Origin of the sequence: Streptomyces fulvoviolaceus, from assembly GCF_000718165.1 — a bacterium.
Lineage (GTDB): Bacteria > Actinomycetota > Actinomycetes > Streptomycetales > Streptomycetaceae > Streptomyces > Streptomyces fulvoviolaceus.
The window spans coordinates 60,090-78,017 of record NZ_JOEY01000012.1; the positions used below are offsets into that span (position 1 = coordinate 60,090).

General features: G+C 71.1%; 17 protein-coding genes. 8 read left to right on the forward strand and 9 right to left on the reverse strand.

Features of this window, described 5'->3' with window-relative positions; all coding sequences use genetic code 11:
* Positions 1–193 precede the first annotated feature (193 nt).
* The 5 genes from IG08_RS0114425 to rbsD all read left to right on the forward strand — a co-directional run bounded on the left by IG08_RS0114425 (position 194) and on the right by rbsD (position 6,226).
* A complete protein-coding gene (locus tag IG08_RS0114425; RefSeq protein WP_030600980.1) occupies positions 194–1,270 on the forward strand; it encodes a LacI family DNA-binding transcriptional regulator in 1,077 nt (358 codons plus the stop codon).
* The gene (locus IG08_RS0114430) at positions 1,267–2,787 is read left to right on the forward strand and encodes a sugar ABC transporter ATP-binding protein (protein WP_030600982.1); all 1,521 of its coding nucleotides are present in this window, start codon (positions 1,267–1,269) and stop codon (positions 2,785–2,787) included. The genes IG08_RS0114425 and IG08_RS0114430 overlap by 4 nt, the downstream gene beginning before the upstream one ends.
* Positions 2,777–4,729, forward strand: coding sequence for an ABC transporter permease/substrate-binding protein (locus IG08_RS0114435; RefSeq protein WP_030600985.1), 1,953 nt, complete (start codon positions 2,777–2,779; stop codon positions 4,727–4,729). The genes IG08_RS0114430 and IG08_RS0114435 overlap by 11 nt, the downstream gene beginning before the upstream one ends.
* A 109-nt stretch (positions 4,730–4,838) precedes the next feature.
* Positions 4,839–5,840: a ribokinase gene (locus IG08_RS0114440; RefSeq protein WP_030600987.1), complete on the forward strand. Its 1,002-nt coding sequence runs from the start codon at positions 4,839–4,841 to the stop codon at positions 5,838–5,840.
* Positions 5,837–6,226, forward strand: coding sequence for a D-ribose pyranase (gene rbsD, locus IG08_RS0114445; protein ID WP_030600990.1), 390 nt, complete (start codon positions 5,837–5,839; stop codon positions 6,224–6,226). The genes IG08_RS0114440 and rbsD overlap by 4 nt, the downstream gene beginning before the upstream one ends.
* 31 nt (positions 6,227–6,257) lie before the next feature.
* Here the strand turns inward: rbsD and IG08_RS0114450 are convergent, their stop codons facing one another.
* The 7 genes from IG08_RS0114450 to IG08_RS0114480 all read right to left on the reverse strand — a co-directional run bounded on the left by IG08_RS0114450 (position 6,258) and on the right by IG08_RS0114480 (position 13,253).
* Positions 6,258–7,130 carry a hypothetical protein gene (locus tag IG08_RS0114450; RefSeq protein ID WP_030600992.1) on the reverse strand — a complete coding sequence of 291 codons (873 nt, stop codon included), beginning with the start codon at positions 7,128–7,130 and terminating at the stop codon, positions 6,258–6,260.
* 74 nt (positions 7,131–7,204) lie between these two features.
* Positions 7,205–7,636: a hypothetical protein gene (locus IG08_RS0114455; RefSeq protein ID WP_030600996.1), complete on the reverse strand. Its 432-nt coding sequence runs from the start codon at positions 7,634–7,636 to the stop codon at positions 7,205–7,207.
* Positions 7,637–7,862: 226 nt separating this feature from the next.
* Entirely contained in the window at positions 7,863–8,909 is a 1,047-nt protein-coding gene (locus IG08_RS0114460; protein WP_078655597.1) for an ArsR/SmtB family transcription factor, read from the reverse strand.
* 319 nt (positions 8,910–9,228) lie between these two features.
* Positions 9,229–10,023, reverse strand: coding sequence for an MOSC domain-containing protein (locus tag IG08_RS0114465; protein WP_030601001.1), 795 nt, complete (start codon positions 10,021–10,023; stop codon positions 9,229–9,231).
* Between the two features lie 91 nt (positions 10,024–10,114).
* On the reverse strand, positions 10,115–10,948 hold the full coding sequence (locus IG08_RS0114470) for a sugar phosphate isomerase/epimerase family protein (RefSeq protein WP_030601004.1): 834 nt from the start codon (positions 10,946–10,948) through the stop codon (positions 10,115–10,117).
* Positions 10,945–12,099, reverse strand: coding sequence for a dihydrodipicolinate synthase family protein (locus IG08_RS0114475; RefSeq protein ID WP_030601006.1), 1,155 nt, complete (start codon positions 12,097–12,099; stop codon positions 10,945–10,947). The genes IG08_RS0114470 and IG08_RS0114475 overlap by 4 nt, the downstream gene beginning before the upstream one ends.
* On the reverse strand, positions 12,096–13,253 hold the full coding sequence (locus IG08_RS0114480; protein WP_030601009.1) for a Gfo/Idh/MocA family protein: 1,158 nt from the start codon (positions 13,251–13,253) through the stop codon (positions 12,096–12,098). The genes IG08_RS0114475 and IG08_RS0114480 overlap by 4 nt, the downstream gene beginning before the upstream one ends.
* A 271-nt stretch (positions 13,254–13,524) precedes the next feature.
* On the opposite strand from IG08_RS0114480, the gene IG08_RS0114485 reads away from it, so the two are divergent.
* On the forward strand, positions 13,525–14,571 hold the full coding sequence (locus IG08_RS0114485) for a LacI family DNA-binding transcriptional regulator (protein WP_030601012.1): 1,047 nt from the start codon (positions 13,525–13,527) through the stop codon (positions 14,569–14,571).
* A 190-nt stretch (positions 14,572–14,761) separates the two neighbouring features.
* Here IG08_RS0114485 and IG08_RS0114490 read toward each other — a convergent pair whose 3' ends face one another.
* Positions 14,762–15,391, reverse strand: a complete 630-nt coding sequence (locus tag IG08_RS0114490) for a DinB family protein (RefSeq protein WP_030601015.1) — start codon at positions 15,389–15,391, stop codon at positions 14,762–14,764.
* Positions 15,392–15,422: 31 nt separating this feature from the next.
* Positions 15,423–16,118: a class I SAM-dependent methyltransferase gene (locus IG08_RS0114495; protein WP_030601018.1), complete on the reverse strand. Its 696-nt coding sequence runs from the start codon at positions 16,116–16,118 to the stop codon at positions 15,423–15,425.
* 137 nt (positions 16,119–16,255) lie between these two features.
* Between IG08_RS0114495 and IG08_RS0114500 the strand changes: the two genes are divergently transcribed.
* Both IG08_RS0114500 and IG08_RS0114505 read left to right on the forward strand, forming a co-directional pair.
* The gene (locus IG08_RS0114500; protein WP_030601020.1) at positions 16,256–16,861 is read left to right on the forward strand and encodes a dihydrofolate reductase family protein; all 606 of its coding nucleotides are present in this window, start codon (positions 16,256–16,258) and stop codon (positions 16,859–16,861) included.
* 101 nt (positions 16,862–16,962) lie between these two features.
* Positions 16,963–17,895: a bifunctional helix-turn-helix transcriptional regulator/GNAT family N-acetyltransferase gene (locus IG08_RS0114505; RefSeq protein WP_030601022.1), complete on the forward strand. Its 933-nt coding sequence runs from the start codon at positions 16,963–16,965 to the stop codon at positions 17,893–17,895.
* Positions 17,896–17,928: the final 33 nt, after the last annotated feature.

Genomic DNA, 17,928 nt, shown 5'->3' on the forward strand with positions numbered 1-17,928 from the left:
GACCCTTGAGGAAACGACCCCGTGCCTCCAGCGTGAACCGCCCCGAGCGTCCATGCGACCTCGCTCATCCGAGCACCGTTCATCACAATCCGATCTCGGGATGCGGTCAAGGGCTTGATTAACCCCCGTGTAATCGATTCCAATCCTCCGTACACGTCGATGTAATCGATTCCACAAGGAGGTGGAACGAGCGATGGCGAGCATCAAGGACGTCGCCGCCGAAGCGGGCGTCTCCGTCGCCACGGTCTCTCGCGTCCTGAACGACCACCCGTCGGTCAGCGCGGACGCACGCACGCGCGTACTGGCCGCCGTCGAGGCGCTGGGCTACCGCCCGAACGCCGTCGCCCGTTCGCTGCGCACCGACCAGACCCACACCCTCGGCCTGGTCATCAGTGACGTGATGAACCCGTACTTCACCGAGCTGGCCCGCTCCGTCGAGGAAGAGGCCCGCGCGCTCGGGTACAGCGTCATCATCGGCAACGCCGACGAGCGGCCCGACCTGCAGGACCACCATGTACGGAACCTGCTGGACCGCCGTATCGACGGTCTTCTCGTCTCCCCCACCGACGGCGGCTCGCCGCTGATGCTGGACGCCGTGCGCGCGGGGACGCCGATGGTCTTCGTCGACCGGTGGATCCCGGGCGTGGACGTGCCCGTGGTCCGGGCGGACGGACGGGCCGCCGTGCGCGACCTGGTCACCCATCTGCACGGGCTCGGGCACCGGCGGCTCGCGATCATCGCGGGGCCGGCGGCGACCGCGACCGGTCAGGAGCGTGTGGAGGCCTTCAGGGAGGCCCTGCGGACTCATGGCCTCGATCTCCCCGACGCCTACATAGGACAGGGCGACTTCCAGGCCGCCAGCGGGCGGCGGGTCACCGAGGGCTTCCTCGACCTGCCCGAGCCGCCCGAGGTCGTGTTCGCGGCCGACAACCTGATGGCGCTCGGCGCGCTGGACGCCATACGCGCGCGTGGACTTCGCGTGCCGGACGACATCGCGCTCGCCGCGTTCGACGACATCCCGTGGTTCGTGCACACCGATCCGCCGATCACCGCGATCGCCCAGCCCACGGGCGAGCTGGGGCGCGCCGCCGTGCGCGCGCTCGTCGACCGCATCGAGGGACGGCCCCCCGAGTCCGTCACCCTCCCCGCCCGTCTCGTCGTACGCCGCTCGTGCGGCGAGCCGGCTCCCCAGGAGCCGTCGGCTTCCCCTGAGCCGCCCCCCGCACAGTCCCCCGCTGTGCAGTCCCCCGTAAGAAGGAGCCAGACGTGAGCAACGCGGACGAGTTGCTGCGCATCGAGGGCATACGGAAAACCTTCCCCGGCGTGGTCGCGCTCGACGGCGTCGACTTCGATCTGCGCCGCGGCGAGGTCCATGTACTCCTCGGTGAGAACGGCGCGGGCAAGAGCACCCTCATCAAGATGCTCTCCGGCGCCTACACGCCCGACGCCGGGCGGATCCTGGCCGGCGGCGAGGAGGTGCGCATCCATGGTGCGCAGGACTCCGAGCGCCTCGGGATCGCCACCATCTACCAGGAGTTCAACCTCGTTCCCGATCTGACGGTCGCCGAGAACATCTTCCTGGGGCGGCAGCCGCGCCGCTTCGGGATGATCGACCGGAAGACGATGGAGGCGGATGCCGAGGTCCTGCTGGAAAGGGTCGGCGTCAATGTGTCTCCACGCGCGCGTGTGCGTGAACTCGGCATCGCGCGCCTGCAGATGGTCGAGATCGCGAAGGCCCTGAGCCTGAACGCGCGCGTGCTGATCATGGACGAGCCGACCGCCGTGCTCACCTCGGAGGAGGTCGAGAAGCTCTTCTCCATCGTGCGCAAGCTGCGCGAGGACGGGGTCGGGATCGTCTTCATCACGCATCACCTGGAGGAGATCGCCGCTCTGGGCGACCGGGTCACGGTCATCCGGGACGGCAGGTCCGTCGGGCAGGTCCCCGCGTCCACGCCCGAGGACGAACTCGTACGCCTCATGGTGGGGCGGTCGATCGAGCAGCAGTACCCGCGCGAACGGGCCGACACGGGCGCCGCGTTGCTGTCCGTCGAGGGGCTGACCAGGGACGGCGTCTTCCATGACGTGAGCTTCCAGGTGCACGCCGGTGAGGTCGTCGGTATCGCCGGGCTCGTCGGTGCCGGTCGTACCGAGGTCGTGCGGGCCGTGTTCGGCGCGGATCCGTACGACAAGGGCACCGTGAAGGTCTCCGGCGCCTCGATCGCCAAGTACGACGTCAACGCGGCGATGACCGCGGGCATCGGGCTCATCCCGGAGGACCGCAAGGGCCAGGGGCTGGTCCTAGGCGCCTCCGTCGAGGAGAACCTCGGCCTGGTGACCATGCGCGCCGCGACCCGCGCCGGCCTCGTCGACCTCAAGCGGCAGCACGAGGCCGCCGGGTGGATCGCGCAGCAGCTGGGCGTGCGGATGGCCGGACTCGGCCAGCACGTACGGACGTTGTCCGGCGGCAACCAGCAGAAGGTCGTCATCGGCAAGTGGCTGCTCGCCGAGACCAAGGTGCTGATCCTCGACGAGCCGACACGCGGCATCGACGTCGGCGCCAAGGTCGAGATCTACCAACTCATCAACCAACTGACGGCCGCCGGAGCCGCCGTCCTGATGATCTCCAGCGATCTGCCCGAGGTGCTCGGCATGAGCGACCGGGTGCTGGTGATGGCCCAGGGCCGGATCGCGGGCGAACTCGCGGCCGACGAGGCCACCCAGGACGCCGTGATGGCACTCGCCGTAAGCACCCCTACTACCGAACCGGAGGCCGGCCGTGGCCGCTGACACGCTCAAGAGCGGGGCGGGCGCCGGTGGCGCCGCGGCGGTCCGCCGCCTGCTCCTCGACAACGGCGCGCTCACCGCGCTGATCGTCCTCGTCATCGCCATGTCGGCGCTGTCGGGCGACTTCCTGACCACGGACAACCTGCTCAACGTGGGTGTCCAGGCGGCCGTCACCGCCATCCTCGCCTTCGGCGTGACCTTCGTGATCGTCTCGGCGGGCATCGACCTGTCGGTCGGCTCGGTGGCGGCGCTGTCGGCCACCGTGCTGGCCTGGAGCGCGACGCAGCACGGGGTGCCGGTCTTCCTGGCCGTCGTGCTGGCGGTCGTCACCGGCATAGCGGCCGGTCTCGTCAACGGCTTCCTCATCGCGTACGGCAAACTGCCGCCGTTCATCGCGACGCTGGCCATGCTGTCGGTGGCCCGCGGTCTGTCGCTGGTGATCTCCGAGGGCTCCCCGATCGCCTTCCCCGACTCGGTCTCGCACCTCGGGGACACGCTCGGCGGCTGGCTGCCGGTGCCGGTGCTCGTGATGATCGTGATGGGGCTCATCGCCGCCTTCGTGCTCGGCCGGACGTACATCGGCCGTTCCATGTACGCGATCGGCGGCAACGAGGAGGCCGCACGCCTGTCCGGTCTGCGCGTGAAGAAGCAGAAGCTCGCCATCTACGCGCTGTCCGGTGTCTTCGCCGCCGCCGCGGGCATCGTGCTCGCCTCCCGCCTGTCCTCCGCGCAGCCGCAGGCCGCCGACGGCTACGAGCTGGACGCGATCGCCGCGGTCGTGATCGGTGGGGCGTCCCTGGCCGGTGGCACCGGCAAGGCGTCCGGCACCCTGATCGGCGCGCTGATCCTCGCGGTGCTTCGCAACGGCCTCAACCTCCTGTCCGTGTCCGCCTTCTGGCAGCAGGTCGTCATCGGTGTCGTCATCGCGCTGGCGGTGCTGCTGGACACGGTGCGCCGCAAGGCCGGGGCGACTCCTGTGGCGGGCGGTGCGGGCGCGAACGGCGGCAAGGGCAAGCAGGCGGCGACGTACGGTCTCGCGGCCGTGGTCACCGTGGCGATCGTCGGCGCGACCTCCTTCCTGCACAGCGGCTCGTCCTCGGCGGCGAACCCGAAGGTCGGACTGGCGCTGTCCACCCTCAACAACCCCTTCTTCGTGCAGATCCAGGCCGGTGCCAAGGCCGAGGCGAAGAAGCTGGGCGTCGACCTGACCGTCACGGACGCGCAGAACGACGCCTCCCAGCAGGCCAACCAGCTGCAGAACTTCACCAGTTCGGGCCTCGACTCGATCATCGTCAACCCGGTGGACTCGGACGCGGCGAGCAACTCGGTGAATGCCGCCGACAAGGCGAAGATCCCGGTCATCGCCGTCGACCGCGGCGTCAACGAGGCCACGGTGGACGCGCTGGTCGCCTCCGACAACGTCGCCGGCGGTGAACTCGCCGCCCAGACGGTCGCCGAGAAGCTGGGCGGCGAGGGCAAGATCGTCATCCTGCAGGGCCAGGCCGGCACCTCCGCCGCCCGTGAGCGCGCCGAAGGTTTCGCCAAGGGACTCAAGGCCTACCCGGGTATCCAGGTCGTGGCCCAGCAGCCGGCCGACTTCGACCGCACCAAGGGCCTCGACGTGATGTCGAACCTGCTCCAGGCCCATCCGGACGTCCAGGGCGTCATCGCCGCCAACGACGAGATGGCGCTCGGCGCGATCAAGGCGCTCGGCTCCAAGGCCGGCAAGTCGGTCTCCGTGGTCGGCTTCGACGGCACGCCGGACGGACTGAAGGCGGTGAAGGACGGCACTCTGTACGCGTCCGTGGCACAGCAGCCGACCCAGCTCGGCAAGATCGCCGTGGACAACGCGCTGAAGGCACTTCAGGGCGAGAAGGTCGAGCAGACGGTGAAGGTTCCGGTGAAGGTGGTCACGAAGGAGAACGTGGCCGGCTTCAGCGGCTGACACATCGGCTGTCACATCGGCTGTCACATCGACGAACGGGCGGGCGGTTGCCTCGTGGTTCTTCCACGAGAGCCGCCCGCCCCGAGTCACTGACTAGGGGAGTCACTTCATGTACGACTACGACCTACTGGTCGTAGGGTCGGCCAACGCCGACCTGGTGATCGGCGTAGAGCGGCGGCCAGGGGCCGGCGAGACGGTGCTCGGTTCCGACCTGGCCGTGCACCCGGGCGGCAAGGGAGCCAACCAGGCGGTCGCGGCCGCCCGGCTCGGTGCCCGTACGGCCCTGCTGGCCCGCGTCGGCGACGACGCGCACGGCCGGCTGCTCCTCGACTCGCAGCGGGCGGCCGGGGTCGACACGGTGGGTGTCCTGGTCGGCGGTGCGCCGACCGGGGTCGCGCTGATCACGGTGGACCCGTCCGGGGACAACAGCATCGTGGTCTCGCCGGGTGCGAACGGCCGGCTGACGCCCGGGGACGTACGGGCCGCGGCCAGCCTCTTCCACGCCTCCCGGGTCGTCTCGGCCCAGTTGGAGATTCCGCTGGAGACGGTCGTGGAGGTCGTACGGAATCTGGCGCCGGACAGCCGGTTCGTGCTGAACCCGTCGCCGCCGCGGCCGCTGCCGCCGGAGGTACTGGCGGCCTGCGACCCGCTGATCGTCAACGAGCACGAGGCGAAGGTGATCCTCGGCGAGGACGCCGCCGCCATCAGTGACGAGCCCGAGGACTGGGCGCGGATCCTGCTCGCGAAGGGGCCGCGGTCGGTGGTCGTGACACTGGGTGCGGAGGGTTCGCTGGTGGCCTCGTCCCAGGGCGTCACCCGGGTCCCCTCCGTCAAGGTGGACGCCGTGGACACGACGGGCGCGGGCGACGCGTTCACCGCTGCGCTGGCGTGGAAGCTCGGGACCGGATCGGGTCTCGCGGAGGCCGCGGCCTACGCGTCCCGGGTCGGGGCGGCCGCCGTCACCAGGCAGGGTGCGCAGGTGTCCTTCCCCACGGCCGCGGAGGTCGAGGCCCTGTGCTGTGCCAGCCCGGGGGACAACCCCCGGACCCCCGGCGGGAAAAGCGAGTCAGGCAACGCTTCCGGAACTTCCCTGCGAGGCGAGGCCCAGTGAAGCGAGCCGGAATACTGAACCGTCATCTCTCCGGCGCGCTCGCCGAGCTGGGCCACGGGGACGGGGTGCTGGTGTGCGACGCCGGCATGCCCATACCGGACGGTCCGCGCGTGGTCGACCTGGCCTTCCGGGCCGGGGTGCCGTCCTTCGCCGAGGTGCTGGACGGCCTGCTGGCCGAGCTGGTGGTGGAGGGCGCCACGGCGGCGGAGGAGGTGCGGGACACCAACGCGGCGGCTTCGGCGCTGCTCGACGGGCACTTTCCCGGCCTGGAGCTGGTCTCGCACGAGAAGCTCAAGGAGCTGTCGGCGGGGGCGCGGCTGGTCGTACGGACGGGCGAGGCTCGGCCGTACGCGAACGTGCTGCTGCGGTGCGGGGTGTTCTTCTGATGCTCACGACCTGATGCTCACGGCCTGACGCTCACGGCGCCGGGAAGGCGAGGCGTACGCCGTAGCGCTTCTCGGCGCCCCGGAGTGCCGGGACGAGGGTGGTGCGCAACTCGCCTACCTCCTCCGCGTGTTCGGTGAGGAAGCGCTCCCGCAGCCGCAGCCGGGCCGGTTCGCGGACGGCCTCGACCGGGCGCATGCAGACGGCGTAGGCGTGGCCGAGTTCGCTGTCGACGCGCGGGAAGTCTGCGGACGGGGCGTTCATCAGGCGGTTGTCGACGAGGGCGAAGAAGGCGTTCTCGTCGCGGGCCCGGTAGCCCTGTTCCGCAAGGCAGTCGGGCAGACCGCTCAGGGCCCGGGTCGCAGCGGGATCGCTCCGCACGGCGGCGAGCTCGCCGAACCACTTCTGCTGGAGCGGCAGATACGCGTCCCTGACCTCCTCGGCGGCGGCCGCGCCCTCCGCACGGCAACGGCGTATCTCCGCGGAGGTGCCGGACCGGCTCGGGGCAGGGCTCGCCGCCGGAGTGGGGACCTCGGCGCCGTGGCCGAACCCGTGCCGGCCGAGGAAGTCGAGGTCGGGCAGGTCGGCGAACGAGATGAACGCCGGCGGGACCTCCTCGGTCAGACCGATCCCGAGATCGCGCGCGCAGTCGGCGGCGACGGTTCGCGCCACCTGCTGCCCGAAGACGTCCAGGCCCTGGGTCCACCGGGTCTCGGCCCCGGTCGCGGGGAGAACCATGCGCACCGGGTCGTCCGGCAGGCCGTAGGTGAGGCGCGCGGCCGTCACCGGCGCGGGCAGCCCCTCGCCGGACCGGCCGCCGACGGTCGAGCCGGCAGCGGTCGAGCACGCGGCCGTGAGGAGGGCGGCGGTCGCGGCGAGGGCGGTGCGCGTGAGGATCCGAGTCACTGCTGTCCTTCCGCCGGCCGGGGTACCGACGGCCGAAGCCGGCCGACGGCACCCCGGGAGACACGGGTTCGAGGTCAGTGGGTGATCGTGACGGAATCTCCGCCCTCGTTGAGGCTGGCCACGGTGAACGGGGTGTTGTCGTTGACGTCGGTGCACAGCCAGTACGTGGAGTCGTTGATGCTGTGGCTGCCGTCGTACGCCAGGACATACCGCTTGGCACAGGTGAACCAGGTGCCGTCGGAGCGGCGCAGGCGGCCCGCGTAGGAGTCGTAGGTCCGGGACGTGCTGTTGAAGGAGTACGTCAGGTTGAGGTCGCCGCAGGTGCTGCTGGCGGACTTGTAGCGGATGGTGCCCACGCCCTCGTACGGCCCCGTCGTCAGCGACGAGGCCGTGCAGGCCTGCGGGGCCGCGGACGCCACGGGCGCGAGCGCCACGCCGGCCGCGGCGGAGACGAACGTGAGCGCTCCGGCGACCAGGGCTCTGTTCGTGCTTCCCCTCTTCAACATGCCTGTTCCCCTCTTCGGTGGTGGTCGGGGCCGGCGGTCCGACGGCCCGTGTGGTGCCGCCGGCAACAGTCGCAGCGCGTGCCCCGTCCGAACCACGACCTTCGAACGGTCTCGAAAGTCCCCGGCCGGGCGGCGGAGTTCCTTGTTCCGGCGGGACTCGTGTGAGGCGTGGGGCCGATGGGGCAGACTGCACGGTTCCGTTCGGCCGCGGGAGCGTGGCGGCTGGCTAGAAGTCGCTGCGTACGGCGGTTGCGGAGCCCTTTTCTGCGCCCTTTTCCGCGTCCCTCTCGGCGCGCGGACCTGGCGACGGCCGGCGGAGCATCGCCGCCCCGAGCGGGGTGAGGGCGTGCAGCATGGTGTTCTGCGCGCGCCGGCTCGTGATCAGACCGGCGTCCCGCAGCACCGTGGTGTGGTGCGTGGCCGTGGCGGGCGAAACGCCCAGGAAGCGGGCCAGTTCCGACGTGGTCGCGCCGAGCGCGAGCGTCCGCAGCGCGGCGGCCCGGGTCCGGCCCAGCAGCGCGGAGAGGGAGGCTTCCGGGCAGGCGGGCGCGGGGAGCCGGGAGCCGTGCACGGGGTAGACCAGCACCGGCCGGAGGGTGTCGTCGGCCAGGGAGACCGGTGACTGCCAGCAGAAATAGGAGGGGACGAGGCGCAATCCGCGTCCGCCGAGATTCAGGTCGCGGTCCTCCACGTAGTCGACGTGGAGGACCGGCGGACACCAGCGCATGGCGGGCGAGAGGCCGGTGAGCAGCCCGCCGACGCCTCCGTCGAGGGTGGCTCGGGAGAGCAGGACGCGCTCACCGGCGAGCGACTCGCACATGCGGTCGTGGTGAGGTGCGACGACGGCCTCGTGGTAGGCGCGCAGCACCCGCACCAGCTCCTCCCGGGACCCGCGCTCCGTCAGCCTGAGCGCCCAGTCGGGGGCCCCGCTGGACCGGGCCAGCAGACCCACCTCCTGGGCGACCCGGGTCGGCGGGGTGTCGAGGATCGCTGCGAGTCCCCGCTCCAGCCCGTCCGCGGACTCGTCCGGGGACAGGAAGTCCGGCCAGTACCGCGCCCTGGGAAGCACCGGGATGAGAACCCGGCGTACGGCCGCGCCCAGCCGCGTGCCCGTGAGGGTGGCCCGGGTGCTGCGGTGCCAGTCGGCGTAGGCCCAGCGGCCCTGCGAGGTCTGGAGCCGGTGCAGGCTGAAGGTGATCTCCCAGAGCGGGTCGGGCGTGCTCGCCACCCGGATGCGGGCGAGGTCCTCGGCCGTGAAGTGGATGCGCAGCACGAAACCGGCCCCCCGAATCGACAGTCGTCCCGCTCGGCAGGGAGCAGCCTGGGCCACGCCCGGCACATGGACAACGTACGGATTCGGCCGCTCCTCCCCGTCACAGCGGACACACCACTGTCAGCCAACGGACCGTGAGACGAGCTCCTTGATCAGGGACACAAATTCGAGGGGGCCCAGTCCGTCGACCAGGCCCCCTCGGGTTTTCCCCTCCGTATCAGAACCCCCGCGATCCCCCCAGATCCCCCTCCAGAAGTCCTGATGCCAAGTACGACCCGGGAGGTACGGGAAGGGTTGTACGGAATCCTCAGAATTTTTTTCAGCGTGCGGACGAAACGGTGTATACATCGCCCTCCCGCACCCACCCGCCCCGCAGCACCTGCGCATACACCCCGGCACACGGCTCCGGCGCACGGCCCGGCAGAGCGGGGACACGGTGGTGGCGGGCGAGGACGCGCAGGGCTTCGGGGTCGCGGGGCAGGTCGCCGTGGGCGAGGGTGGGGACGGCGCAGCGGGGTGTCGAGGCCATCACCCGCAGGACGAGCCGGTCGCCGATCCGCAGCTCCCCGCCCACCCAGTCGTGCTCGACGAAGCCCTCGGTGTCACCCGTGTCGAGGACCAGGTTGGGCCGGTAACGCTGCACCTCGGCGATCCTTGCGAGGGTCGACGTGGTGATCAGGTGGACCGGCGCGAAGTCGAAGAACGTACCGACCGGAGCCGCCGACCCGAACCGCACGACGTCGGCCTCCACCTGCGCGTCCACACCCGCCCGCAGCACTTCCTCCGGCCGGGACCGGTCGAGGGTGGCGTCGGGCGGGGGCGTGTCGGTCAGGGTGACCGGGCGGCCGACGATCTCGGAGACGGCGTGCACTTCGGTGCCGTCCGGTCCGGTGATGCGTGGCCCCGCCTCCGTGAGGGTCGCCCTGCAGGTCAGCAACGCCCGCCACAGCCGAGGGTTCTTCGCGCTCGCGACCTTGCCGGTCTCCTCGTCGAGCAGCGCGAAACGCCGGTCACCCGCCAGCCCCCGCTCGCTCACCTCGGCCTCCGTGAGCCGCTCGCCGAGCATCGACTTCACCGGGTAGCGGTACAGCGCGGCGACCCTCGCCCGCGTCAACTCGTCCTCGCAGCCCACGCACGGCCCGGCCGCCGGGCGTCCCCCGACACCCAGCGGCCGTCGACACGTTCCAGCGGTTCGAGGCTCTCGGTCACAGGGTCAGATTCTGCACGAACCTCTGCGCGGTTTCAGCGAGTACCTCCCGCCCGTCCCGCGCCCACAACTCATCGTTGAACAGCTCGACTTCAATGGCACCGGTGTATCCGGCCGCCTCCACGTATCCCTGCCACTCCCGCATGTCGATCGAGCCGTCCCCGATCTGACCGCGGCCGTTGAGGACCCCCTCGGGCAACGGGGTGGTCCAGTCGGCGAGCTGGAAGGTGTGGATACGGCCGCCGGCGCCCGCCCGGGCGATCTGCGCGGGCGCGTTGTCGTCCCACCAGATGTGGTACGTGTCCACCGTGACGCCGACCTGGTGCGCGGGGAAGCGCTCCGCGAGGTCGAGCGCCTGGGTGAGCGTCGAGACCACGCAGCGGTCGGAGGCGTACATCGGGTGCAGCGGCTCGATGGCCAGCTTCACACCGTGCTGCTCGGCGTACGGGCCCAGCTCCCCCAGCGCGTCCGCGATCCGCTCCCGCGCGCCGTGCAGGTCCTTCGACCCGGCTGGCAGGCCGCCCGAGACCAGGACCAGCGTGTCGGTGCCCAGCGTCGCCGCCTCGTCGATCGCGCGGCGGTTGTCGTCCAGTGCGGCCGCGCGTTCGGCCGGGTCGATCGCCGTGAAGAAGCCGCCACGGCAGAGGGTGGTGACGGTCAGACCCGCGCCGCGGATCAGCTTGGCCGTCTCCGCCACGCCGTACGACTGGACGGGCTCGCGCCAGAGGCCGACGCCCGGCACGCCCAACTCCAGGCAGGCGTCGACCAGTTCCGGCATCGACAGCTGCTTGACCGTCATCTGGTTGATGGAGAACCGGGAAAGATCACTCACTGGGCCACTCCGTACAGGGACAGCAGGTTCTTCATCCGCTCCGCCGCCAGCTTCGGGTCCGGGAACAGACCCAGGCCGTCGGCGAGTTCGTAGGCGCGGGCGAAGTGCGGCAGGGAGCGGGCCGACTGGAGGCCACCCACCATGGTGAAGTGTGACTGGTGGCCGGCCAGCCAGGCCAGGAACACCACGCCCGTCTTGTAGAAGCGGGTCGGCGTCTGGAAGAGGTGGCGGGACAACTCGACGGTGGGGTCGAGGAGTTCGCGGAAGCCTTCCGTGTTGCCGGTGTCCAGGACCCGTACCGCCTCGGCCGCCAGCGGGCCCAGCGGGTCGAAGATGCCGAGCAGGGCGTGGCTGAAGCCCTGCTCGTCGCCCGCGATCAGCTCGGGGTAGTTGAAGTCGTCGCCGGTGTAGCAGCGGACGCCCTGCGGGAGCCGGCGGCGGATGTCGATCTCCCGCTGGGCCTCCAGCAGCGACACCTTGATGCCGTCGACCTTGTCGGGGTGCGCGGCGATGACTTCGAGGAAGGTGTCGGTCGCCGCGTCGAGGTCGCTCGACCCCCAGTAGCCCTCCAGCGCCGGGTCGAACATCGGGCCCAGCCAGTGCAGGACGACCGGCTCGGCGGACTGGCGCAGGATGTGGCCGTAGACCTCGATGTAGTCCTCGGGGCTCTTCGCGGCGGCCGCGAGCGCCCGGGAGGCCATGAGGATGGCCTGCGCGCCGGACTCCTCGACGAGCGCGAGCTGCTCCTCGTACGCCGCCCGGACCTCCGCCAGGGACGCCGGGCCGGTGAGCTGGTCGGTGCCCACACCGCAGGCGATGAGGCCGCCGACGGACTTGGCCTCGGCGGCGCTGCGGCGGATCAGCTCGGCCGCGCCCGCCCAGTCCAGGCCCATGCCGCGCTGGGCGGTGTCCATGGCCTCGGCGACGCCCAGCCCGTGGGACCACAGGTGGCGGCGGAAGGCGAGGGTGGCGTCCCAGTCGACGGCGGCGGGCGAGTCGGGGGTGGAGTCGGCGTACGGGTCGGCGACGACGTGGGCCGCCGAGTAGACCGTACGGGAGGTGAACGGGGTGCCGGGAGTGACGGCGAGGGGTTCGGAGCGGGGCTCGTATGCCCTCAACCCGCCCTTGAAGTCGGGGAGTCGGATGGTCACAGCGCGATCTCCGGTACGTCGAGACGCAGGCCCTCGGCCGAGGACCTCAGGCCGAGCTCGGCGAGCTGGACGCCGCGGGCGCCGGCGAGGAGGTCCCAGTGGTAGGGGGCGTCGGCGTAGACGTGCTTGAAGAAGAGCTCCCACTGGGCCTTGAAGCCGTTGTCGAACTCGGCGTTGTCGGGCACTTCCTGCCACTGGTCGCGGAAGACCTCGGTGGCCGGGATGTCGGGGTTCCAGACGGGCTTGGGGGTCGCGGACCGGTGCTGGACACGGCAGTTGCGCAGTCCGGCGACCGCGGAGCCCTCCGTGCCGTCGACCTGGAACTCGACGAGCTCGTCGCGGTTGACGCGGACGGCCCAGGAGGAGTTGATCTGGGCGATGGCGCCGCCCTCGAGCTCGAAGATGCCGTAGGCGGCGTCGTCGGCGGTGGCGTCGTAGGGCTTGTCGTTCTCGTCCCAGCGCTGCGGGATGTGGGTGGCGGTGAGGGCCTGGACGGACTTCACGCGGCCGAACAGCTCGTGGAGCACGTACTCCCAGTGCGGGAACATGTCGACGACGATGCCGCCGCCGTCCTCGGCACGGTAGTTCCAGGACGGGCGCTGGGCGGTCTGCCAGTCGCCCTCGAAGACCCAGTAGCCGAACTCGCCGCGGATCGAGAGGATCCGGCCGAAGAAGCCGCCGTCGATGAGGCGCTTCAGCTTGAGCAGGCCCGGGAGGAAGAGCTTGTCCTGGACGACGCCGTGCTTGATGCCCTTCGCATTGGCCAGGCGGGCGAGCTCCAGGGCACCGTCGAGGCCGGTGGCGGTGGGCTTCTCCGTGTAGATGTGCTTCCCTGCCGCGATCGCCTTCTTGAGCGCCTCCTCGCGGGCGGAGGTGACCTGGGCGTCGAAGTAGATCTCGACGGTCGGGTCGGCGAGGACCTCGTCGACGTCCGTCGAGATGTTGTCCAGACGCAGGCCGTGCTGCTCGGCGAGCGCCTTGAGCGCGTGCTCGCGGCGGCCGACCAGGATCGGCTCCGGCCACAGCACGGTGCCGTCGCCGAGGTCTAGGCCGCCCTGCTCGCGAATGGCCAGGATGGAGCGGACGAGGTGCTGGCGGTAGCCCATGCGCCCGGTCACACCGTTCATGGCGATACGCACCGTCTTGCGTGTCACGTCGGTCCTTTCGTAGGTGTCGTACGCGGTTGTGCGCGCCGCGCACGCCCCCCACTGATGAGCGTTACAGCAAGCGCTTTCTATCTCTGAAGAAGCTAGCCTCTGACCAGCGGTCTGGACAAGACCGTGACGGGGTTGAGTTGTTCGAGGGGGCGAACAACGGAGGGTTGGGGCCTTAAGGTCCTCACGAAACCATTGCCCTGCGCCTGTGCGTGTACAACGTGCGAGTACAACGAGGTACGACTGAGATGCGCGACCGGAGGACGACGAGATGACGGTGACCCTGGCGGACGTGGCGGCCCGCGCGCAGGTCTCGCCCGCGACGGTGTCGCGCGTGCTGAACGGGAACTACCCCGTGGCGGCCTCCACCCGCGAGCGGGTGCTGCGGGCCGTGGACGAGCTGGACTACGTACTGAACGGGCCGGCGAGCTCGCTGGCCGCCGCGACGTCGGACCTCGTCGGGATTCTGGTGAACGACATCGCCGACCCCTTCTTCGGGATCATGGCCGGCGCGATCCAGTCCGAGATCGGCGGGCCGGGCGGGCGCGCGGGCGGCGAACGGCTGGGAGTGGTCTGCAACACCGGGGGCTCCCCGGAGCGCGAGCTGACGTATCTGACCCTGCTCCAGCGGCAGCGGGCGGCGGCCGTCGTGCTCACCGGTGGCGCGATGGAGGACGCCGCGCACCAGGCCGCGATGTCCTCGAAGCTGCGGAAGCTGGCGGACGCGGGGACGCGGGTCGTGCTGTGCGGGCGCCCTCCGGCGCCGGAGACGGCGGCGATCGCGCTGACCTTCGACAACCGCGGGGGCGGCAAGGAGCTCACCGAGCACCTCATCGGGCTCGGGCACCGGCGGCTCGGGTACATCGCCGGGCCGGAGGAGCGGACGACGACCCGGCACCGGCTCGAGGGGCACCGGGCCGCGCTGGAGGCGCACGGGATCGCGGAGGACCCGCGCTGGACGGTCCACGGCCGTTACGACCGGCGGGCGGGGTACGAGGCCACGCTCGAACTCCTGAGGCGGGATCCGTCGTTGACGGCCGTTGTCGCTGCCAATGACTCCGTCGCGCTGGGGGCGTGTGCGGCGTTGCGGGACTCGGGGTTGCGGATTCCGGAGGACGTCTCGGTGGCCGGGTTCGACGATCTGCCGTTCAGCATCGACGCGGTGCCCGCGCTGACGACGGTGCGGTTGCCGCTCGCCGAGGCGGGGGCTCGGGCCGGTCGCATCGCGATGGGCCGGGAGGAGCCGCCGCCGGGTGGGATCGCCACGGTTCGGGGGGAGCTGATGGTGCGGGGGTCTTCTGGGGTGCCGCGAGCTTGAGACCGCGGGTGGGTGGGGGTGCGCGTCCCTGGGGCTCCGCCCCTCGACCCCGCTGGGGCTCCGCCCCAGACCCCCTTCGGCCTGAACGGCCTCGTCCTCAAACGCCGGACGGGCTGAAAGTGCCTGGACCGGCGTCAGACCGCCTCACCCGTCTCACTCGCCACACCCGCCTCACCCGCCTCATCTCACCTCACCCGCCTCCCTCGCCGCCCGCTCCACCCGGTCCCTGTGCATCCCTCGCCGCCTGCTCCACCCGGTTCCGGTGCTTCTCCCACCACTCCCCGTCCCCGGGCGCCATGTTGTCGTCGCGCCCTCGCTGCCCCACCGCCCCGTCGATCAGTTCACGCACGATGTCCGCCTGCCCCGCATGCCGATGTGTCTCGCTGATCATGTGAACGAGGATGCGATGGAGGGTGAGTTCGCTGCGGGGACCCCAGGGGACCCGGCCCACCGCGTCCAACGGCAGCGCCTCGATCGTCGCGTCCGAATGGGCACAGGCCCGGCGGTAGTTGCCCACGATCTGCTCCCGCGTCTCGTCGGGAGTCACCCACAGGTCGGCGTTCGGTTCGGCGGCGCCCGTGATCCACAGAGGCTGCGCCGAGTCGAAGGGGCGGCCGAAGGTTTCGCCGAAGTAGATCGCCTCGGCACCGGCGAGGTGCTTGACCAGGCCGAGGAGGTTGGTGCCGGTCGGAGTCAGGGGGCGGCGGATGTCGTACTCCGACAGGCCGTCCAGCTTCGACAGGGCGACGTTGCGGGCGTCCTGGAGGTAGAGGAGGAGATCCGCCTTGTGTGCGTCGAGATCCGGTGCGGTGGTGGTCATCAAGTCAGTCTTACGGTCGCTCGATCAATGGTCACCGGGTTTTGTCCGCCCCTACGTCCCTCACCGCCCGGAACCCGAACAGCTCCGGAACCCCACCCGCCCCCGCCTCCACCGTCCGTTCCAGTCGCAGGCCCGCGTCCGTCGCCGCGTTGAGCAGGTCGGCCATCGGGACGTGCCAGGCGCCGACCCTGGCCCGTACGCCGGCCGGGTTGAAGGAGTCGAAGGTGCGGGTCCGGTCGGCGTACCGCTCGTCCACCACGACCCTCGGCCCGTCGCGCCGGTCGGCGAACGCGCCCACGAAGCACGGGTGCACCCCGAGGTGCACGAAGCGCCCGCCGGGGGCCAGCACCCGGGCGATCTCCTTCAACACGGCCGCGTAGTCCGGAACATCCGTGCTCGCCAGCACGCACACCGCGGCGGCCACGCGCCCGTCGGCCAGCGGCAGCGCCGTCGCGTCGGCGGCGACGACCGGCAACCGCCGTACGGCATGCCGCAGTTGACCGCGTGAGAGGTCGACGCCGATCGGATTCCAGCCCAGTTCCGCCAGCGTGGACGCGTGGGCGCCGGTGCCGCAGCAGACGTCCAGGCAGGTTCCGGCGCCGGGGCCCAGCAGGTCGCCGAGTGTCGCGTGCACCCGCCGGACGTAGTCGCCGACGCCGTCGGCCGACATGTAGTGCTCGTACCAGTCCGCGTATTTGTCGTAAGCAGCTGTCGCCGATGTCCCCATGACGTGATGCTAGGAAAGGCCCCCGCTCCAGTGGCCCGCTGTTCGCCCTCGGCGGCATCTCCCCCTTCCCGCCGATGAGTTCCGCTCCGCACCCCGGTCCGTAGTGCCGAAACCCACCAGGAACTGGAGAGACTCCCATGCGCATCGTGGTCACCGAGTTCATCAGTCTCGACGGCGTCGTCCAGGCCCCCGGCGGCCCCCAGGAGGACACCGACGGCGGCTTCGCGCACGGCGGGTGGTCGCACCCGTACTTCGACCCGGAGCTCCTCGGCGCCACCTTCACCGAGGGGCTGGAGCAGGCCGAGGCGCTGCTGTACGGGCGGCGGACGTATCTGACGATGGCGGGGGCGTGGCCCGAGCGGGCCGGGGATCCCTTCGCCGACCGGCTCAACTCCCTGAAGAAGTACGTCGTGACGTCCACCCTCGGCGACGACGAGCTGACGTGGCACAACACCACCCGCATCCCCGGCGGGGAGGCCGTCGCCCGGATCCGCGAGCTGCGGGACTCCGAGGGCGGCGACATCGCGATGATGGGCAGCCCGACCCTCGTCCGGACGCTCATCAGTGAAGGCCTGGTCGACGAGCTCCAGCTCGTCGTGATGCCGGTGCTGCTCGGCGGCGGGAAGTCGATCTTCCCGACCGACGGCGCCAAGCGGCCGTTCGAGCTGGTCTCCACGGCGGCCGGGAAGACGGGCGTGCAGGTCTGCGTCTACCGGCCGGCCGCCGAGTCCGCAGAGGGGTAGCCCAAGGAGGCGCGGACGTCCTACGCTCGACCCGACGGTATCTCTGACTGAGTCAACTATCTATCGGGTATCGAGCGTCAACCACCGGGGGTCGACGAACCATGACCGTCCAGGACATCCGCGCCTTCAACCGCTTCTACACGAACGTCATCGGCGCCCTCGACTACAGCCGCCATCTCTACGCCCCGTACACCCTCACCGAGTCCCGAGTCCTGTACGAACTCGCGCACTCCCCGCGTACCGACGCGGCCGATCTGCGTGCCGAACTCACCCTGGACGCGGGCTACTTGAGCCGGATCCTCAACAAGTTCGAGCAGGACGGCCTCATCGAGCGCACCCCCTCCCGCCGTGACCCCCGACGGCGGCGGGTCACCCTCACCGCACGCGGCCGGGAGACCGCCGCCCTGCTCGCGGAACGCGCCGACGAATCCGTCGGCGCCCTGCTCGCCACCGTCCCGCCCGCCGAGCGGCCCCGTCTCTCCGAGGCGATGCGGACCGTCCGCACGCTCCTCTCCGACGGCCGCCCTCCACGCCGCGAGGACGTCGTCCTGCGCGAACCCGGCCCCGGCGACCTCGGCTGGATCGTGGCGCGCAACGCCGCGCTGTACGCCGCCGAGTACGGCTGGAACGCCGACTACGAAGGGCTGGTGGCGAGGATCGTCGCCGACTTCGCGGAGGACCACGATCCGCACCTGGAGCGGGTGTGGATCGCCGAGCTCGACGGGCGGCCGGTGGGCTGCGTGATGTGCGTACGGGACGACGCGCCCGCCACCGCCCGGCTGCGGCTGCTGCTCGTCGAGCCCGGCACCCGCGGCCTCGGCATCGGCGACCGGCTGGTCACGGCGGTCATCGACTTCGCGCGCGGCGTCGGCTACCGCGACCTCGTCCTGTGGACCAACGACGTCCTGGCCGCCGCCCGCCGCATCTACCAGCGCCACGGCTTCGTCCTCGTCGCCGAGAAACCCCACCGTTCCTTCGGGAAGGACCTGACCGGCCAGGACTGGCGCCTGGACCTCACCGGAACCGGGGAGTGACGGGCCGCCCGCGCGCTGGACCTTCGCACACCG

Excerpts from the sequence above, each read along its gene's own strand:
- IG08_RS0114495 (WP_030601018.1), bottom strand. The coding sequence starts at position 16,118 with ATGGGGACATCGGCGACAGCTGCTTACGACAAATACGCGGACTGGTAC.
- IG08_RS0114455 (WP_030600996.1), bottom strand. The coding sequence starts at position 7,636 with ATGTTGAAGAGGGGAAGCACGAACAGAGCCCTGGTCGCCGGAGCGCTC.
- IG08_RS0114425 (WP_030600980.1), top strand. The coding sequence starts at position 194 with ATGGCGAGCATCAAGGACGTCGCCGCCGAAGCGGGCGTCTCCGTCGCC.
- IG08_RS0114485 (WP_030601012.1), top strand. The coding sequence starts at position 13,525 with ATGACGGTGACCCTGGCGGACGTGGCGGCCCGCGCGCAGGTCTCGCCC.
- IG08_RS0114505 (WP_030601022.1), top strand. The coding sequence starts at position 16,963 with ATGACCGTCCAGGACATCCGCGCCTTCAACCGCTTCTACACGAACGTC.
- IG08_RS0114500 (WP_030601020.1), top strand. The coding sequence starts at position 16,256 with ATGCGCATCGTGGTCACCGAGTTCATCAGTCTCGACGGCGTCGTCCAG.
- IG08_RS0114490 (WP_030601015.1), bottom strand. The coding sequence starts at position 15,391 with ATGACCACCACCGCACCGGATCTCGACGCACACAAGGCGGATCTCCTC.
- IG08_RS0114440 (WP_030600987.1), top strand. The coding sequence starts at position 4,839 with ATGTACGACTACGACCTACTGGTCGTAGGGTCGGCCAACGCCGACCTG.